This is a genomic window from Chryseobacterium sp. StRB126, from assembly GCF_000829375.1.
GTDB lineage: Bacteria > Bacteroidota > Bacteroidia > Flavobacteriales > Weeksellaceae > Chryseobacterium.
Window position 1 is genome coordinate 4,152,734 of record NZ_AP014624.1, and the last position, 19,894, is coordinate 4,172,627.

Genomic DNA, 19,894 nt, shown 5'->3' on the forward strand with positions numbered 1-19,894 from the left:
AATTTTTTTGTGGTCAGAATTTCGACCCTTCCATTTACCAACATGAAGCAGTTGAATGATGCCATGATGGCAAAAGACATTCATGTGGTTAAAAGATATTTTGCGGAAACAATTTTCCTCAATGCTTTATATCTTGCCACAAGAACTTTCTACAATATAGCATTGGATTGGCTAAATGACAAAGAAACCATCTTTGATCCTTCAGACCGAGTTCTTCAAAGTTTATACAAATATTATTCCAGAATGTGCACCAGATGCACACCGTATGGGTTGTTTGCGGGTTTTAATTCAGGAAAAACATACCAAGGTGAAACAAATATTCTGTTAAAAAATAATGATCTTATTTTAAAAGTACGAACAGATGTACTTTTCCTCAGAAAATTAAAAGACATTATCATCGCAGAGAATAATGAAAAAATTCCTTATTTTCTCAATAACACTCTTTATACCAGTGGAGATAACTGGAGATACATCAGCTGGAGTGAACGTTATGATTATGAAATAAATGAAGTTCCTATAAATCCTATCCTGAGTTCTATTATTGATCAGGCTCAAAGCGGGACCACCATTTCTGAAATACAAAACCTTATTTCACGACAAATACCGGATATTGATGACCATGAAATTATAGAATACATCAACTCCCTGATAGAAAGTAAAATATTGGTTGATAAACTTCCACCGTATATGACGAGTCTGGAAGATCCATTATCAGAACTCCAAAAATATCTTACGCAATATGGATATAAAACAGATTCATTACAATCGATTGCAAAAATACAAGATAAAACATATGATGTTTTTACATCAAACTCTATCGTAGAAGAAATTGAAAACAAAGCTCAGGAATTTTCAGATATCATAGATGAAAACAGACAAATCGTTCAAATTGATTCTATCATTCCACTAGCACACCAGTCCGTTAACCAAAAGGTAACTTCTTTACTATCCAAAAGAACCGAAGAATTAATTCCATTGGTGAAAGCTAAGCCTAATCACAGGCTATCAAACTTCACTAAGCGGTTTATTAGGAAATTCGAAACCATGGAGGTACCATTGGTTAAAGCTCTTGATCCGGACTTTGGGGTAGGATATGATTATCACATCAGTGGCAATCTTGAAGAAACTCCCTTACTGGATGAGCTCTATTTTACTTTTGAAGATTCAGAGAACCATGAAAGCGTTCCCCCTATTGTCAAATTGGTTCTTGACAAATATATTCATTGTTTTTCTCCTGAAACTTTTACCCCTGTCGTCTTAACGGAGCAAGATGTAAAAGAAGTAGGTAAAAAACAGGATCCACCTCTTTCTTTTGGCTATAACAATCATATATTTGGTTCATTTATATGTAAATCTCAGGAGGATATTGATAATGGAAATTTTAAATTTCTTACCGTTTCTCCTATTCCTACTCCATTGGCTAATATTGTATTGTCAAGATTTGCATATCATGATCCTGCATTGGCCGAAAACTTAAAAACAATTTCTGAAAAAGATTCGGAAGATTGTATTTATGCAGAATTACTTCATCATAGAGAGGACAGGCTGGGCAATGTTTTACAACGGCCCAACTTTCATACCTATGAATTACCTTATGTTTCAGAAAGTAAAAATAATGGAGATTCTGTTATATTAATTAATGATATTTATATCCGTTTTGAAAACGGAAGATTAAAGCTAAGATCAAAAAAACTCAACAAAGAAATAAGACCAAAGTACACTAATGCCTATAATTATGGGGACAATCAGCTCCCGGTTATCAAGTTTTTAGGCGATTATCAATTCAATGGGATTGACTTAGGGTTTCTTTGGAATTGGGGATTTCTTGAAAAAAACAGTTTCCTTCCCCGAGTGGAATACAAAGAATTTATTCTGTCGGAAGCCTGCTGGCGAATTGACATGGATAAAGATATGACCGCTGAAAAACTGAAAAAGCTGGTCATCAACAAATGTATTCCTCAGTTCTGCACCATTAAAGAGAGAGATAATGTTCTGGTTTTGGACACTACTAATGAAACCTGTCTCCATATTCTGGCAAGACAGATTACAAAAGAAAACATCTTCTTGTATGAATACTTTGAGCCTTTGCAATTACCTAACGAAAATGGAAAATCATTTGCGTCCGAATTTATCTTCCCATTTACAGTAAAAGAAGAGAAAACATCATCTGCCCATAATTTTACAGAGCATACCGAGACAAAGAAAAGAAAATATATTCCGGGTGATGAGTGGAGTTTTTATAAGATCTATACAAGTCATAAATATGCGGATACCATCATTACAGAAGTTCTTGCAGATTATGTAGAACATTTCGAACAGGATGATCCTGAATGTCCATGGTTCTTTCTGAGATTTCAGGACCCTGAGTATCATGTACGTTTCCGGATCAAGAAAAAAATTAATGAAGCAAGCCTTCAGTATCTGAATAACAAACTTTCTGTACTTCTTGAAAATGAAATGATCAGCTCTTTTGAAATTGATACCTACAAACAGGAAATTGAAAGATACGGCGCTGAAAATATAGAGCTTTCAGAGAAATTGTTCTATTATGACAGCTTAGCAGTCATGAACTTTCTTACCATTGAAAATCTTACTGAAGAAATAAGATGGAAAACAGGTGTTTTTTCACTGAATCGGCTTATGGATGATTTTGAGGTTTCTCTGGATGATAGAATTCGCTTATTTGAACAGCTCTATCAAACATTTCTTCCTGAGCATGTGGATCATTCCAATCCGGAATATGTACAAAAATTTAAAAAATCAATAGATAAAAAATACAGAGAAAACAGAGATTATCTTGAATCTGTTCTCCGTCAGCATGATTACAGCGAAATAGAAGATTTCATTCACCCGTTTATAACACGATCAGAAAATATAAGAGAACTAACCTCTTTAATAAAAAATACAAAATCTGGTACTTCATATATTACTTTATTGCAGGATTATGTACACATGAATATGAACCGTATTTTTTTAACAAAAGCAAGAATGCATGAATTTGTTATTTACTTTTTCATGTTTAAAACCTACAATTCCATAAAACACAGAAAGCATAATGCAGAAGCTTGAAATTCAAAATATTATCAACAATATCATAGCACAAATTGATCAAAACATCTCTATTTTTTCTGATGCTTCAATAGAATATGGAAAAATGGGAGCTGCTTTATTGTATTACTACTGTTATAAACATTTTGATAATAAAGAATTTCTGGATAAAGGAGAACTTATGATTGAAGAGTCTATTCATCTTCTTTCTAAAATCTCTACGGATAATGAATACATTCCCAAATACAAAGGGGATTCTGTTGCTCAAACGCTGGCCAGTTTTGGTAAAGGGCTGATGTTTATTCAAAATAATTTTGATCTTGAATATGACTTCTCAGAATATTATGAATACCTCAATGATACCCTGTACGAAACGGTAAAGCAAGACCTGGACAGAAAAGATTATGATTACTTCAGTGGAAGTCTTGCCAGTGGCTATTATTTTCTTAATCGATATATTCATGATAAAGATCCTTATTCCAAACAAGTTTTAAGTGAAATTACAGCATCTATCCTTGACAATGCTGTTGTTCTTAATCAGGAAGAAGTATATTGGCCTTCATCAAGCTATAGCAATCAAGTCTATCTGGGGCTTTCACATGGTTCAGCAATGATTATTAATTTCCTGACTAAGATATACGAATATGGAATTCTGGAAACGGAGGAACAGAGATTCAAAGACATCGTCTATAAGGCTGTTTCTTTTTTAATGAAACAAAAAAGAAATCAAATCAATGGTTTTTTCCCTTATAGATATCCGAACTCTGAAATAGTCAATGAAACTCAGTTATCTATGTGTTATGGAGATCTTGGGATACTTTACGCACTGTATAATGCTGCAAAAAAATTCCAGATAAAAGAATTTGAAGATGAGATCATACACATGTTGTCTGAAAGCTCTAGGCGGAAGCTAAAACACAGCCATACTCAGGATTCAAGCATTCTTTATGGTTGTTCCGGACTTTATTATATGTTTGCTGATCTTTATAATAGAACCTCTGAAAAGATCTATGTTGAAAGCTCTCAATATTGGTATGATCAGATTACTTCTTACTGGAGTGCTGACAAAGAAACATTGGCTGGTTTTCAGTTTGATTATGAAGATGATCAGCAAATTCACCCTTCAGCAAAATATTCTTTTTTTTGGGGGATAGCCGGAATTGGAATTACTCTGATGCAAGGCAGCGATAAAAAGCTCCCTTATCCTAACGAACTATTATTAACCGGAATATAGCTTATGAAATTTATTCCTCAACATGATCAAATGGATTGTGGGCCTGCTTGTCTTTCTATGATTGCCTCACATTATGGGCGAGACATCAGCCTTCAGTATATCAGAGACAAATCTTTCCTTACCCGGGAAGGCGTATCTCTGCTTGGATTACATGAAGCTGCTACTGAATTAGGCTTTGAAGCCATGGGAGTTCAGTTACAGGTAGAGGATTTGGAAACCCTTCCCCTTCCTTGCATCATCCATTGGAATCAAAATCATTTTGTTGTTTTACGCGAAATAAAAAAAGGAATATTCAGTAAAAAAAAAAGGTACAAAATTGTTGATCCCGGACATGGTTTTATTTCTTTTAATGAAGATAAGTTTACAAAAAGCTGGCTAACGGATTCAGAATCCGGCATAGCATTACTTCTGGAACCTGAGGAAAAGTTTTATAAAAATACCAATCAGAATACTCAGGATCATATTTCCTATAAAGAACTGGCGTCTTATCTCCTACCCTATAAAAAGCAGCTGCTTTTATTGTTCTTTTTATTGATACTGGGAGCTTCCACTACCCTTATTTTTCCTATTCTGACACAAAAACTTATAGATAATGGTGTTAATAAAAAGAATATCAACCTGATTGGAATAATCCTTTTAGCTCAATTAGCTTTTTTTTCAGGAAACGTCATATTCGAAATTATAAGAAACTGGATCACACTAAAAATTGGGACTAAAATCAGTATACAAATTATCTCAGATTTCCTTAAAAGGCTTTTGCATCTTCCCATAAAATTCTTTGATACCCGTCTTTTAGGAGACTTTAGCCAGCGTATTCAGGATCATGAAAGAATAGAACAGTTTTTAACTTCACAAAGTATTCTAACTCTATTTTCTTTAATAACTTTCTCGGTCTTCTTCGGAGTATTATGTTACTACGATTACAGGATTATGCTCGTATATATTGCCCTAACTGCTATCTCTGTAGTATGGTCACTTTTCTGGCTTAAGAAAAGAGAGATTATAGATTATTTCAAATTTCATCAGCGGGGTGAAAATCAGGAAGCTATTTATGAAATCATCAATGGCGTTTCTGAAATGAAATTGAATAAATATGAGGATCTGAAAAGAAAAGAATGGGAAAATATACAACAGAAACTCTTTAAGACCAATTTAAGAATACTGAAAATCAACCAAATTCAGCTATCGGGTTTTGAAATTCTTAATCAGTCTAAAAATATCCTGGTTACTTTTCTCGCCGCTTATTTGGTGGTTATTGATTCAATGTCCTTGGGAACCTTATTAAGTATTTCTTACATTATAGGACAGATGAATAGCCCTGTTAATCAGCTGGTCAATTTTTTCCGTTCTTTACAGGAAGCAAAATTGAGTCTTACCAGACTTAACGAAGTTCAGAACCATCCCCAAGAAGAACAGACGGAATTACAACCTTTGCTTATTCATCATTCCGTTTTTACAGCAAACGGAACTCCATATGGAATTCATTTTGATAAAGTATCATTCCAGTATGAAGGTCCTAAATCTCCGTTTGTACTGGAAAACATTGATCTTTTTATTCCTCAGGGCAAAATAACGGCTATTGTAGGAGCTAGCGGAAGTGGTAAAACAACATTGATGAAGCTGCTTTTAAAATTCTATGATCCCACTGCCGGAAAAATATTCTACAATGATCAAGATGTACAGCATTTGTCTCCTAAAAGTATAAGAGAAAACAGCGGAACAGTAATGCAGGATGGCTATATTTTTTCAGATACCATTGAGCGTAATATTGCAACCGGCGATGAAATAATTGATGATCACCGAATGCAGCATGCTATTCATATAGCAAATATCAAAAGCTTTATAGATGGCCTTCCGTTAGGTCTTCGTACAAAAATCGGGGCAGCTGGTAATGGAATCTCCGGAGGGCAGAAACAGCGTATTTTAATTGCAAGAGCCGTATACAAAAACCCGCACTACATCTTTTTTGATGAAGCTACATCAGCTCTTGATGCAGATAATGAAAGAATTATTCATAATAACCTTCAGTCGTTTTTTATGGGAAAAACGGTTGTTATTATTGCTCATCGACTTTCTACCGTTAAAAATGCAGATCAGATCATTGTTCTTAAAGATGGTCATATTGTAGAGCAAGGAAATCATAAACAATTGGTGGATACCCAAAAAGAATATTACAATCTGGTTAAAAACCAATTGGAATTGGGAAATTAAACCTTGCTTTAAGGAGCTAAGGTTTACATTCTCTCCGTTCAACTTATTTCTGCAGATTATTCTAAGATCTGTTCGATCTGCCCAATCTACTTAATGAAAATTCATAAAATCATCATTTAGACTCAATCAAGAGTACTTTCCTTTACGGGTTTCCGTAATTTTTTTCAGGTCGTTGTTTGTAGTTTCGAGCATTATAAAACAAAGTGTTTTTTATAACCTCATTCAAAAATAACGAGTATACTATGAATAAAAAAATGACTCCTGCAGATCTCTTTTTGGGAATTCTTGCATTATTGCTAATCAGCGTAAGTTTTTACCAGACATGGCTTGGTTTGCAGCAAATCTTTGGACCGGCATCATTTGTTATTGCTTTGGTTTTATCATTACTGCTTCTATTTCTGTGCTGGATGCTGAGAAATGCCAAGCTGGCAGGTAAACCTACCGGAAGTTTGGTTGGTATTTATATTTTTATTGCCTCATTTTGCTTTATTGCCAATTTTAATGCTTTGTATACGAGGTTTATGAAAACGGATATTTATACGGATGAACTCCGTGATATCAATAAAAATTTCACAGCTCTTGAAAACGATGTGGAATCTAAGTTAAGCTATAAATACAATAAAGCCACCACTCAAAATATTGAGATCAAGAAGAAACAGCTGATGGAGCAGATCAAAGATCCCGGAAATAAAGGAATCGGAACCCGTGCCCAGCTGTTAATTAAGGATATAGAAAGGTTAACCGGACAAAAAGTAGATCTGCTGACTCCCGTGGGAGATGATTATGAAGATCTTGCAGAAAGAATGGGAAAACAGATCGATAATATCATTTCCGACCTGTCTCCTGAAGAAAGAACCCTGAAAACCGACATCAATAATGCGGCTTTTAAATGGAATAAAAATATTCAGGATCTTCTGCTTTTGTCTAAAAAGGATAAGGACGCATTATCTCAGGGATTAATTGACGAATCTCTCTCGGATTATAATAAACTAGGCAGCAGAGCGCAAACTGTTCTTGGAAATGATAAAATTCACTTTGAACCTGTTGTCTCAAAAACTCAACAAGTCGGAAAAATAGGTTTTGCCTTTGAACATGCCATCAAAAACTTCGGAATGTACCAGTTTGTAGTACTGGCAGGCTGTATCTTACTTGATTTTGTGATTGTGATTATCATTTTACTGGTAACAGATTCAGGAAACTATAACGGAAACAATGGCCAAAGCGTGTTTACCAATAAAAGAAGCGGTAAAACCATCATCCCTAATAACTAAACCATGGAAACTAACGATAACCTAAAACCGTTATCTTTTGAAACGGAGGAAACCTTAAAACCACTATCATTTGATTTTCAAAACGATACAAAAACAGATTTTGTTCCTATCGCCAAAACCATTTCCAATGACATCCGAAATAAGGAAAGTAATTTTGTCTTTTTCTTCGGAACTGCAGAATCCGGAAAATCTGTGATTCTTTCTTCTATGCTTTATTATCTTCGATCGTATGCCGGAGTTTTGAGGCCTAAACTGGGAACTCCCAACTCTAAGGAAGCCAATGTTCTTCTCTCAGATTTTTTTGAAAATATCAGACAAGGTGTACTTCCCAACAGAACAACAAGGGATCAGGTAACCCGTCTGGACCTTGTTTTCGAACCGAATAACCGATCTAAAAGAGTGGTTCCCATAGATCTTACTTTTCTGGAAACGTCCGGAGAAAATCATAATGATATCCGAAGGGGCGGAAGCTATCACAGCAGCATAGAGACCTTTCTGAATGCCAATATTCCGCTTACTTTTATCATTGTTACCAGCTATGAAACAGCGTATAAAGATGATTCTTTAATCAATGAATTTCTGGATGAGCTGGAAAGAAAGGGTAAAAATTTAAAATCGGTGAATGCTATTCTGATTATTTCCAAATGGGATAAATCCGGAAGAATGGATGTGGAAAGTGCTGAAGCTCTTGATGCTTTTATTTCTGAACACCTTCCCATGACCTCACAGCGTATCGATACTTACGGATTAAGCAAAACCTATTATACCATTGGAAGCATTCAGAATACCACAGGAAGTGAAAAAATTGATCTTTTGAATCTTTCTACTGCTGAAGTACTTGCGAAATGGCTGTACAGAAGCATTATAGGTTATGATCTGGACTATGAAGGAACATTTTGGGAACGTATAAAATTTAGTTTTACAAATTAATGGACAGTGCATATTTTTTCTCGGCATTCGGAACTTTTGGTAATCCGAATGGCTTCAGACAGACCTTTTTTCTAGGTGGAACGAAAGCGATAGCTCAGGAGATTCGGACATTTGATTTAAAAACGGATGCTATCCAATTATTTCCTCAAAGCAGCATCTATTCTATACGAAAAGATTATGCCGGAGGATGTAACCTTATCTCCTACTCTGTTTATACGTTTGCAAAAGAACAAAATTCAGATAGGGGCGGGACTTTTATTGGTTCAAGCTTACTTTTCGTTAATAAAGTTGCTTCTGAAGGGCTTATCATCGGGGCGTTAAATGATTTTCAGAACATCCTTGAAAGAAATAACTTGTCAGATGGTATTATTACAGTAAATCATTCTGATCAGTTTTCTATCCAGAAACCTAAAGATTTTGACAAGATAGGATTTAATGTCCGGGAAGTAGACGAGTTAGATTTTACAAGATCTAACAATAGCTACCTTGTCGTTTACTGTGAGACCAACGCTGCTCAACTTCAGATCTTCTTCAAAAAAGCTATTGACCTTTTGAATGTTTATGATACTATTTATTTTACTCAAAGCCATGAGATTGGTGAGTTTGTAAAGCAAAAAGGAATCTTTAAAATTGTAGATGCTGATGGTTTTAAAAAGGAACTTGATCATCTTGAAGAAGAAAGAATCAGAATTCTGCAAAATGCGATCATTAATCTTAAAAAGGAAAAAGAGGATTTAAAAGATGAGAAAACAAAACTGCTTGAAGACCTCAACAGACTGATCTCCCAAAATGAAAAACAACATCAGGAAAATGATCTCAAAATAAAGGAATCCAAAAACGGAATTGCCATCATCAATAAAGAATACGACCAATACTCGGAAAAAATTGAAGAAGTCATCCGAAATCTTACAGCAGACGGAAAGATAGAAACGGCAAAAAAAAGACATTCGGAAAACAAAAGATTATTTACTGAGATTCTTCATCAAAATAAAAATATAGAATCCTTGTCTCCGCTATCCTCTTCATCCAATGGAAGAATGCAGCCGACAAAAGATAATCAGCCCTATCCCCATGGACTTTCAGGTTTTCATAGTTCAGGTAGAAATCAGGAAAAAGAATTCAAACTGGATGGTTTTAAGGTTGCTACTCTGATTTTATCGTTGTTACTGATTGGAACTTTAGTTGTATGCTTTATGTGGATGCCGGGAAAATATTTGGAAAAATTATCTCTATAGATCTCTATGTATATTGAAAAAAGAAAGTGTCTTAAAAGTCTTTTTTTTGACTTTTGAGACACCTCTTTGATGTATGTGATCAACTTATCTGCTTTTTTTAGTTGAATCGAGATGTTTTCTCATCATTTCAGCAGCTTTTTCCAAATCGCTTTTTCCGAAACGTTTCATAAGAGTTCCTTCCAGCATATGCCTTCTTGACCGATCCGGATCAAAAAAGTCTTTAAAGATGGTAAAACGTAGATTTTGACTACTATCAAAAGTATCAATCAAGTTTTCATTGAGGATCAGAAGCGTGATGCATTCATATTTTTTATCACCTTCATCCCTGATATCCTTATTAAACTGAAGCATTTCCCCATCCCTTATCCAGACATCATATACCAGAGGGTAATGAACTGCCCCACCTTCGTCATCGCTAAAACCGTTGTAAGTATACTGAGGTTTTCCTAATTCTTTACGGACCAAATCCATAGTTTTTTGATAATAATTGGGCTCTGAATGCAGTATAGTACTGAAAATAGTTCCCACGATCTTCTTCGTTTTTTTATCCTGAATAAAATGGCCATAATTGAACTTAATATTTCTGAAAAAAGCAATTTCCGGAACAGGAATACCCCCAAATGCCCTTTCTTCCTTGGTCTCTTTTTCTGTGAGATGATCGAACGTTTCTCCTCTTTGGCTATAATAGGTGTAATCCGGATAAAAAACATAATTTTTAGGATCAATATCAAAAGCATCTATTTGAAAGGCCCCTGTGAGGACCTCTTTGTTATAGACATTCAAAGAATCTACATTTACCTTTGCTGAATTGAGTATATTGTGACTTTGATAGAATTCTTCCGGGGAAAAGTTCTCAAATTGTATCTGTTCAATATCCGTAAGCTTTTTAGTTTCATCTTTTTTACAGGCTATCATAAAAGGCAGAATAGTCAACAGCAATAATAATCTTGACATAGAGTTCCTCAATCGTTTTTATTTGAATCCATAAATATAATACAACCTGAAGCCGAAATACAATATTTAACCATTTTATTTAGATTTTGAAGCTGAAAAAGAAGTAATATATGACTAAAAATAACTTCCAGCCTCCTTCTATTTCACGATCTTCACTCTCATCCCTTCAGAATGGGCACTCATTGCCGGAGCATACATGTTCTGGAAGGAAGTAATTCCGTTGGAGAAATCTCCGACATTATTGGCTTTCAACTCATATTCAAACACGTAAGTTCCTTTTGGCAGGGAATCAAAAAAGAAATGGGTAGCTGCATCCTTGGTACTTTCATAATATCCGGCTCCGTTTTGCCATTTATAAGAAGAAAGTACATTAACAGGCTCAAAACCGCTTGCCCGCATATCTTTCAGGTGAATATATTCCATATCTCTATTCGTACGAATGACCAATCTTAACGTGACCAGATCACCCAACTTAATTGGATTTTCTGCAGTTACTTCTTTAAGCTTGCTTTCATTTCCGTCATATATTTTCAAGAAAAGTTTCTTCTCCACAGATACATCGGATGAATTGTGAGCGATCACCTTATCCATATCTTCATAATACAGGTAATACATTCCACCCCAGGCTACTCCCGGACTGTTTTTCTGAATTTCAAGCTTTGCCTTTTCAGGCGTAACGTCTTTCCATGAATAAGATTTTTTAAAGAATCCGGCTTCTGAAGTTTTGGAAAGATCGTTGGCAGGAAAAAGGGTTTCGTTTCCAAGTTTCATGGTGATTCCTTTTTCTGCATCCAGCCATGATTTTCCATAGTTTAACAACGCATATACTGCCTCAGTAGTAGATTTTGTTGTTCCCCAGCCTTCGGTCTGCCTGTTTTTTAATAGCCACACCTTCATTTCTTCAACACTTTTCACATCTTCAGGAGTCACTTCAGAAAAAGCTTCAATCAGCATCGCCTGTGTTTCTATAGGTGCCTGATGCCAATACCAGCCTGAGGTATTATTGTCCCAGTACATCCCATTCTCATCAGAAGTTTTGGCTTCTTTTTTCAGATCGGCAACGCATTTTTTAGCCAGATCACGATATCCGTAACGCTGTAAAAGGGTAACAATCATCGCCTGATGATAAAGGCTGTATTCATCAAAAGTCTTCACATAGGTATTGGCTAGTGTAGTAAGTACTTTTTTCAGTTCGGATGGAATTTCTGTTTCCGTCCAATAGCTTCTGTAATAGAAATAGGAGGCATAATCGCCTACATCCAGCTTATCAGTAACCTTCCGGTCATTGATAAGTTTGTCATCATATTCTTTATCCAGATAATTGATACTGTTTTTGATAACACGGTTGATTTCATTGGTAAAATACTCATCAGATTTTCCTTTCAGCATTTTATTCAGCTTTCCGAATCCACCGAGGATGTGTCCGGAAATGGTTTTATCTTTTCCGCCACCTGGAAACCAGGAAAAACTTCCATCAGGATTTTGACGGTCAACAAGGTCGCGCTGTGCTTTTTTGAGATCTCGCTGCATTGTATTCAGATGAAAGAAAACGGCAAGCTGCTCCATCTGTTCTTTCTGATCTTTGATCCTGCTGAGCCATGGAGTTTCCTCAATAAGAATTGTTTTCAGCTTCTCATTGGCTTCTAAAGGATTGGATGGGGTTTCTTTGGCATTCCATTCATCAAAAACCTTCTTAATCTTTGGGGAAGAATTCATAATATAGGTGGAAAGCATATTTCCGTACAGCCTGCTGAACAATTGTTCTGAACATTCATGTGGAAAAGTTCTCAGATAAGGAATTGACATTACCGCAAACCATAATGGGTTGGAAGTAAGTTCCACACTCAGATTGAAATTGACAGCCGACGTAGATGTATTATTCAGTAATCTGTTCATGGTATAGGTCTTGGTCTGCCCTTCTTTGATAGAAACCGGAACCGTTTCTGTTACCAGCATCCTGTCGGAAAGGATAGGCAGAACATTCTCTTCCCCATCTGAATAATTCTTTGTTTTTGCTACAATTTTATAACCTACATGATCCAGTGCATACGGAATTTTAATATCCCAGTTTGCCTGGGCAGAACCTTTAGCAGAAACATTAATCTTCTTCAGGGAATTGGTATTTACAAAGGCTGAATCTAATGGTTGGGATGTTTCCGGATCAAAGAGATAAAGCATGATATCTGCCGTTGTTTCTTTATCAGATAGGTTATCAACCTTTGCTGAAAGCTGCATTTTGTCTCCCTGCCTTAAAAATCTTGGCGGATTGGGCGTAACCATCAGTTCCTTTTGTGTTTGGGTAAAAAACTCTGCGGAACCTGTTTTCAGATCTTTGGTGTGTGCAAACAGAAGGAGTTTCCATTGGGTAAGGGCTTCCGGAGAGGTAAATTCGAGTTTTATAGTTCCATCTGCATCGGTATAGAGATCAGGAAGGAAAAATGCTGTTTCATCCAGATTGGTTCTTGCTTTTACATTCTTCAGCAATTCTTCTTTCATTGCTTTTTTAGAGGTTACTACAAGAGCTCCCCCTGCAGCGCTGTTTCCGTATAAAGCCACGGCTTCTGTTGGGCTGAGTCTTTTAATTTCTGCAATATCATCTTCAGGAATATTTTTATCAGTCTGCTTTCCGTCAACGATATAAACAGGATTTGTATTTTCCGCCTTTTTCCCACCATATCCTGTTACAACAACTTCTTCCACATAGGCATCTCTTACCATCATGGCATTAGATGTAGAATATGATGATTCCGGAAGTCTGATAGATCTATATTGGAAATAAGGCTCTTTCGGAAAAGGATAGAGTTGAACGGACTCCATCGGATACTTGTCACGGCTTCTTTTAAAACCCATTGATTCTGAGGAAGTCAGTTCACTGAAAAAGTCATCAAGAGACCTGCGATATAAGTCGTAACCGGTATATTCGTTATCAGAATTGGGATTATAATGGGTAAAGCGATATTCATTTTTCACAAACTGATCCAGAGAGGCATCATACATGGAAGCCAATACCTCAGCATTAATTTTCTCTTTATCTTTTCCTTTGATCGTCAATATCCATTTTTCAGGTACGCCGGGCTGAATTTTATCACGGAAAACCTGAGAGGTAATGTCAAGTTTCCGATTCATATTTTCTTTAATATCTAACTTCAGAATTCCTTTAGCGAAATCATTATCATGAATGAAATCATATTCAATATGTAGATTTCCTTTCAGATCAGCATCAGTAATGGTGAAGGGAATATTTACAGATCCATTCTTCATAGCGATCTGCTGATACTCAGCTCCTTTTTTATCCTGAACAAAACGGTAATTCACAAAACCTTCATCAAAGTCTGAATAAAAGGTTATTGTGGCTTTGTCGCCCACTGTATAAGATTCTTTATCTGTACGAACTCCGAAAAATGCAGGTTTTCCGTTTCTGAAGGTTGTATTATCAAACACTTCAATAACCTTGAATGTCTTTAGGGTATCATTATCTATTACAGATTCTGCTTCTACAAGATATTTTCCAGGTTCAGGATTCTTATTGAGGCTGATATTCTCCGATTCTGAGGTATTGAATGCTTTTGAAAATACAGGTTCCCCTTTTTTATCTTGAACTTTCCCATTCGACGGATAATTCATGTATGGAAAATAAGTATCGAAAAGTTCCTTATCATAACTGGGATATGCCAGTGCTTTATCTTCAATATTTTTTGAATCATATCTATTATTGGAGACAGGCTTTTTGATGAATTTAGGGAGCAATATTTTATGTTCTCCTTTCAATGGGGTAACGGTTAATTTTCCTTTAGCATTTACCTTCTGATCGTTGAGATTAGTCACAGATACTTGTATAGATTCCCATTCTTTCTGAAGCATTTTATCTAAGCCTCCAATACTGATCTTAGCTTTTACATCTCCAATATTGATAACAGTTTGACGGCTTTGAGATTCTCCATTGACATCGGTTACATAAAAAGAAACAGAATACTGATAGTTCCTTTTTTTGCTTTTACGATCTGATTCATCAGCTTCCGCTTTGAATGAAATACTGAAATTTCCATTATTGTCTGCAGGTATTTCTCCATGGGCAATTTCGGTTTCTCTTTCGTTATACACCGGATAATAATCTTCAAAACACCCTCTTGAAAAATAAATATTCTTCCTTTTCACTTCATATTTTACAACAGCTCCTGAGATTTCTGCTCCTGAAAACGCATCTGCTTTTCCACTTACTTTTACCTGATCTCCTAATGTATAGGCTTCCTTCACAGGATTAATATTGACACGGAATTTCGGTCTTTTGTATTCTTCAACCCTGATATACTTATTTTCCTGAACAAAATGGTCTTCTTTTTCTCCGGGAATCTTTCCCAGATCTGCAGTCATCTCAACATAATAACTTCCTGTAACACCTCCGGATGGAAGCGTAAACATCCCGTTAACACTACCAAATTCATTGGTAACCGCTTCTGTTTTGCTAATTTCTTTATAGTTAGCGTCTACCAGCCTCACCTCTACTTTCTGCTTAGGAAGGATCTTGGTTTTTTCATAATATTCCTGCGCCAGAATTCCTTTGTAGAATATTTTCTGCCCGGGACGGTAGATTGCGCGGTCTGTAAAAATGATAAAATCCTTCTTAACAGGCTCCCGGATTTCCTTTTCCTCTTTTTCACTCCCATTTATTCCTCTATAACTTTTATCAATCACAAAATATTTCTTCGTTTGTGGAAAATAAATAATGCTGTTATCATATTCACGGCCTTGAGATTTGGGTAAGGAAAACATTCCTGATGCACCCGTGACTCCATCTCCGGTTTTTATCAGCTTATTGTCTCTTTTTTCTGAATATTTCTGTTCATATCCATTGATATTCTGATACATAATATACTCAGCATTGTCAATGCTTTTTCCGGTTTTGGTGTTCACTGCCTGAAATGTCACCTTCGTATTATCTTCAAATCTTTTTACATAAAAAAGATCTGAAACAGCAAATATTCTGGAGTCTCTCTCTCTTCCGGAGGTACTGTTAAATGCATACAATCCCTCTTCCAAAGGCGGAATAGCAAGAATGGTCTCATGAAGCCTATAATCTCCGAATTTTTTCAGAGGAAATGTTTCGGTACGAAAATTCAGAGCTTCGTATTCATAATTGATAAAGGAAATCTGCTTTTCCTTCACCGAATACCCTTTCCAGACAGGTTCTTTATCAAACTCGATGGTACCGGATCTTTTGCTCAGCCCTATTTTTACCTCGTCAGTATTTCTGTGCGAGACCGTCATAGGAATATATTCACCGGGAAGAATCCTTTCCGGAAACTCCATAGTCACTTCTGTACGTTCAAGCTCATTAATCAGGCTTTTACAGTGATTACTCCAGTCAGAAGCCGGAATATAATCAATAGCCTTCTGACAGATCTGATGGGCATTCAGAAAATTGTTTTCTGAAGTATCCTGCTTTGAAAGATCCGCTGCCTGAAAAAGAAGATAGGCTGAAAAAGGTTCTTTGGGAAAAGCATCTGCCAGTGCTATCAACTGCTGTGATTGTTCCTTTACATTTCCTTGAATTTCGGTGCTTTTAAGATAGAGCAAGGCTGTTTTATCCGAATCGTTGGTGTGAAACTGCAGCAGGTCAGCTTTAATTTCCGCTATTTTTTTCTTTGCAATATGATCGTAATCAAAAGGCAGTTCTTGTAAAAATTTCAAATAATCTGTTTCTACAAGATCATAAAGAGTCGGTTTATACTTTGTGAATTCTACATCTTCTATAAGCTGTTTCCAAAGTTCTGTCTTCTCGTCCTGTAGTTTTTGTTTATCGGAAAATGCCTGGCTGTAAAGCTGCTCTGCTGCTCTGTAAAAATCATTTAAAGCCCAGGTTTTATAGTCTTCAGGAAGTTCGTTGAGCGATATTATCTCTTTTTTCTTCATCCTTGATCTGTATTCACTGATATAAGAGGTGTAAATATTAGCCAGATAATACTGATAAAGGGTTTTACGCAGCCCTTTGGATTCTTTTATTTTTTTTCTGAGAACCAAAATCTGATCGGTTTCAGGGTCTGTATTCTCATCACTCCAATCATAATACCGGCTCAGCAATGTACTCACTTCATATTGGATAGAATCTCTTGAAGACATTTTAGATGTAGGATATGAGAGAGGCTCCGGTATTGATATTCCTGGCTTTAAAGGCTTGACAACGGGTTTGCGGGGCCGGACCTGAGAAAACAGGAAAACTGAGATCAATAGTGATAAAACGGAATATATTCTGAATGAAAATGTCATGGTCATTAAATTTTAAAATGGAAAATTATTCCTGAACATAGTTTGGAATTTCAATGATATCACCGGAGCTTTTAGGAATGAAATACCCTCCGTTTTGTCGGAGAATTATATATTTTCCAGGTGTCAGATTCAGATAGATGAGTTTGGATTCCTGTTCACTAGTTTCTATTTTGCCGGATGAAGAATACCGTTTTGTTTTGCCCATAAAATCGGGAGATGAAAAGTACAGTTGTTCGGAAACAGGCTTGTTTTTAAGGTATACATTGGTCCATTTTCTTTTGGAAAACTTTTGAAACACCTTCTCTTTAGATAAAGCTTCCAGATCCGAAACCGGAATAAACCGCATCTCATCATCCTTGAATTTTTCTATAGGTTTCCAGCCTCCAAAAGTGTAGTCTCTTTGCAGTCTGACAAAGTCGGTTCCGTTATCATTAAAGAAATGATACCTTATCTCTCTGTACAAATCATCTGTTGGATGTTTTTCTAAAAAATTGATTGTTCCGCGGTACAGAACGATATAACATACATTTTCCATATTCACTTCTGAAAAGGGAAAGCTTTTGTACTCTATATATTCCGGAGCTTTGGAAACACCACTTTTTTGGGTACTATAATAAAAATATTTCCCGTTTTTAAGCTCCTTTTCAGGGTAAAAGTAAGAGGTACTGTCTGTTTGTTGAATGAAATTACCATTCTCATCGAAATGTTTTTCCAGAATCAGCCTATCATTCCGGTATAAATATTCCACTGCTGTTTTAAGAGTCTTTTTCCAGTAGTATATCTTTTTATAGGCTCTACTTGTTTTTCTTACGGGTGTGGTTACAAATTCATCAGATTCTGTTTTGGTATTATACCTCTGATAATCACCATTGTTATTATGATACCCCACTATTCCGGAATCAAGGTAGCCGTCTTTATAAATGGCTTCGCCCAGGATGCTTCCGTCTGGTTTATATTCAATGGTTTTTCCAGATTTTAAACTGTCTCCATATTCAATGGTTTTCCAGATTGCCCCATCATCAAAGTAATACGTCAGCTTTTTCTGTTTGGTGGTATTGATATATAAAGTTTCATACCGGTCTCCTCCATTATATTCATAGCTAAAGCGCGTCCCCACCCAGTTTTTTTTATTACCACCTGCAAAATACCCCTGCATCTGCATTACATCTCCTTTCACATAATAATCGCGTAGTAATTCTAAAGTTCCGGATTTCAGCAGTGGAAGCGGACGATAAAATACGGCTCTTGATTTTGTGGTTTCCTTCCAACCGGAATCAAAATAAATGGTCTTTGTCTGGGCAAAAAGTAAACCTGGAATATAGAGTATACAGAAAAGCAAATAATGTTTTTTTATCATAAGTGGGTATTGAGCATTGGTTGTTATTATCATTCAGGTTCTTCTATCATTCTCTTTTCTGAACACTTACAGATACTACTTTCCCCTGGTTGTCATAGGTAGTCACTTTTCCTTCACAATGGCTGTTCAGCGTTGAAACGGATTTGTTTTGTATTTTCCCGTCAGCAATAACAGTAAATATTTGCTTTCCGTCAATAAATTCAGTTCTGTTTTCTGAAATTATTTTCCCAGCTTTTCCTTTCACTGTAAGCTTTGAGTACATTCTTCTTTTATCAGAATCATATTCATAGGTATTGGTAACCGGATTTTCTCCGTCATAAATACAGTCTTCTACCAGTACTCTTCCGAGATTATCATATTGGTAATAGGTTTCTTTTGTAAGCTTATCTTTTTGATTGAAGTCGTATTTTACCTCTACCTGTCCCCTGTCATTCAAATGAAATTCTTCTCTGAAGCCAAAACTGGAATGAATGATAAATTTGTCCGGCAGATATTTGAAGCTAAGCTTCATTTCCCTTTTACCATGCTGAGAGTTCACGATAGAATCCAATAGTCCTACTTTATTAAGATAATACTTTTGTATACTTTCAATTCCTTCCCGTGAATAGATATACTCCAGCATTCTTCCGTTTCTGTAGGTAACATGGGAGGTATAACTTACTTTTTTCTGCTTTTCATCTGAATAAATTACATTCCGAAAGCGTCCGTTACAATTCCCGCCATCTTCAAAAGCGATCAGAGGATAGTAGGTTGTATTGCTGTGATTAATAATCCGGTCTGCATATTTCTGATCCGGAGTGAAAGAAACGGCATCTATGGAGTTCCAGACATTTGAGGCTCCTTTTTCAGCTACCTTATTTTCTTTTTCAGTTTGCTGTCTTTTATTAAGGTCTTCGGATAAGTATTTTTTTACCAGACGTTCATAGTTTTTGGTGCTGTATTCAATGATAGGTTCATTTTTACCATCAAATAAAATCATTGCTGTACGTTTCGGGAAGTTCTGAACGTTTACAAACCATGTTGTAGTTCCATTAGAAAATTTAAAAGTTTGAGCGTTGGTTCTGGCCACCATTACCCTTTCTGTAGCTCCTCCAAACTGTCTGTAGAGATTGTCTGCCACTTCTTTATGATTACTGATATGGCTTTCTGATGCTGTAATATTCTCATTTTCCACAAAAAACAATGCTCTGGTTGGATTTGAGATTCCAAAATCTGCTTTATCTTCCGGAGTGGCCAGCCTCGTCATCCTGGGTGAACATGAACACACCAACAGAAACAGAAGGATAAAAGGGAATATTTTCATCATTATTAATCTTATTTTTAAAAATACAAAAAATAGGATGAATGGAATATCCCCGATAATAGGTACTTTTAAGAAGTGGAAAAAAGT

The 19,894-nt window shown here is 36.0% G+C and carries 10 protein-coding genes; 6 read left to right on the top strand and 4 right to left on the bottom strand.

Annotated elements, in window-relative coordinates; translation table 11 throughout:
• Positions 1-9: 9 nt before the first annotated feature.
• From CHSO_RS18680 to CHSO_RS18705, 6 genes are all read left to right on the top strand, one after another.
• Complete coding sequence (locus CHSO_RS18680) at positions 10-3,069, top strand: lantibiotic dehydratase (protein WP_144428981.1); 3,060 nt, start codon at positions 10-12, stop codon at positions 3,067-3,069.
• Complete coding sequence (locus CHSO_RS18685) at positions 3,056-4,282, top strand: lanthionine synthetase LanC family protein (RefSeq protein ID WP_045499354.1); 1,227 nt, start codon at positions 3,056-3,058, stop codon at positions 4,280-4,282. The genes CHSO_RS18680 and CHSO_RS18685 overlap by 14 nt, the downstream gene beginning before the upstream one ends.
• A gap of 3 nt (positions 4,283-4,285) precedes the next feature.
• Positions 4,286-6,493 (top strand): peptidase domain-containing ABC transporter, encoded by a 2,208-nt coding sequence (locus CHSO_RS18690; protein WP_045499357.1) that lies wholly within the window; start codon positions 4,286-4,288, stop codon positions 6,491-6,493.
• 242 nt (positions 6,494-6,735) lie between these two features.
• Positions 6,736-7,764, top strand: a complete 1,029-nt coding sequence (locus tag CHSO_RS18695) for a hypothetical protein (protein ID WP_045499360.1) — start codon at positions 6,736-6,738, stop codon at positions 7,762-7,764.
• 3 nt (positions 7,765-7,767) lie between these two features.
• Positions 7,768-8,694, top strand: coding sequence for a hypothetical protein (locus tag CHSO_RS18700; protein ID WP_045499363.1), 927 nt, complete (start codon positions 7,768-7,770; stop codon positions 8,692-8,694).
• Positions 8,694-9,929: a hypothetical protein gene (locus CHSO_RS18705; RefSeq protein WP_045499366.1), complete on the top strand. Its 1,236-nt coding sequence runs from the start codon at positions 8,694-8,696 to the stop codon at positions 9,927-9,929. The genes CHSO_RS18700 and CHSO_RS18705 overlap by 1 nt, the downstream gene beginning before the upstream one ends.
• An 84-nt stretch (positions 9,930-10,013) precedes the next feature.
• Here CHSO_RS18705 and CHSO_RS18710 read toward each other — a convergent pair whose 3' ends face one another.
• The 4 genes from CHSO_RS18710 to CHSO_RS18725 form a co-directional block, all read right to left on the bottom strand.
• On the bottom strand, positions 10,014-10,883 hold the full coding sequence (locus CHSO_RS18710) for a hypothetical protein (protein WP_144428982.1): 870 nt from the start codon (positions 10,881-10,883) through the stop codon (positions 10,014-10,016).
• 138 nt (positions 10,884-11,021) lie between these two features.
• Positions 11,022-17,147 (bottom strand): alpha-2-macroglobulin family protein, encoded by a 6,126-nt coding sequence (locus tag CHSO_RS18715; RefSeq protein WP_045499373.1) that lies wholly within the window; start codon positions 17,145-17,147, stop codon positions 11,022-11,024.
• Between the two features lie 25 nt (positions 17,148-17,172).
• Positions 17,173-18,504 (bottom strand): hypothetical protein, encoded by a 1,332-nt coding sequence (locus tag CHSO_RS18720; RefSeq protein WP_144428983.1) that lies wholly within the window; start codon positions 18,502-18,504, stop codon positions 17,173-17,175.
• A gap of 46 nt (positions 18,505-18,550) precedes the next feature.
• Positions 18,551-19,810, bottom strand: a complete 1,260-nt coding sequence (locus CHSO_RS18725) for a hypothetical protein (protein WP_144428984.1) — start codon at positions 19,808-19,810, stop codon at positions 18,551-18,553.
• Positions 19,811-19,894: the final 84 nt, after the last annotated feature.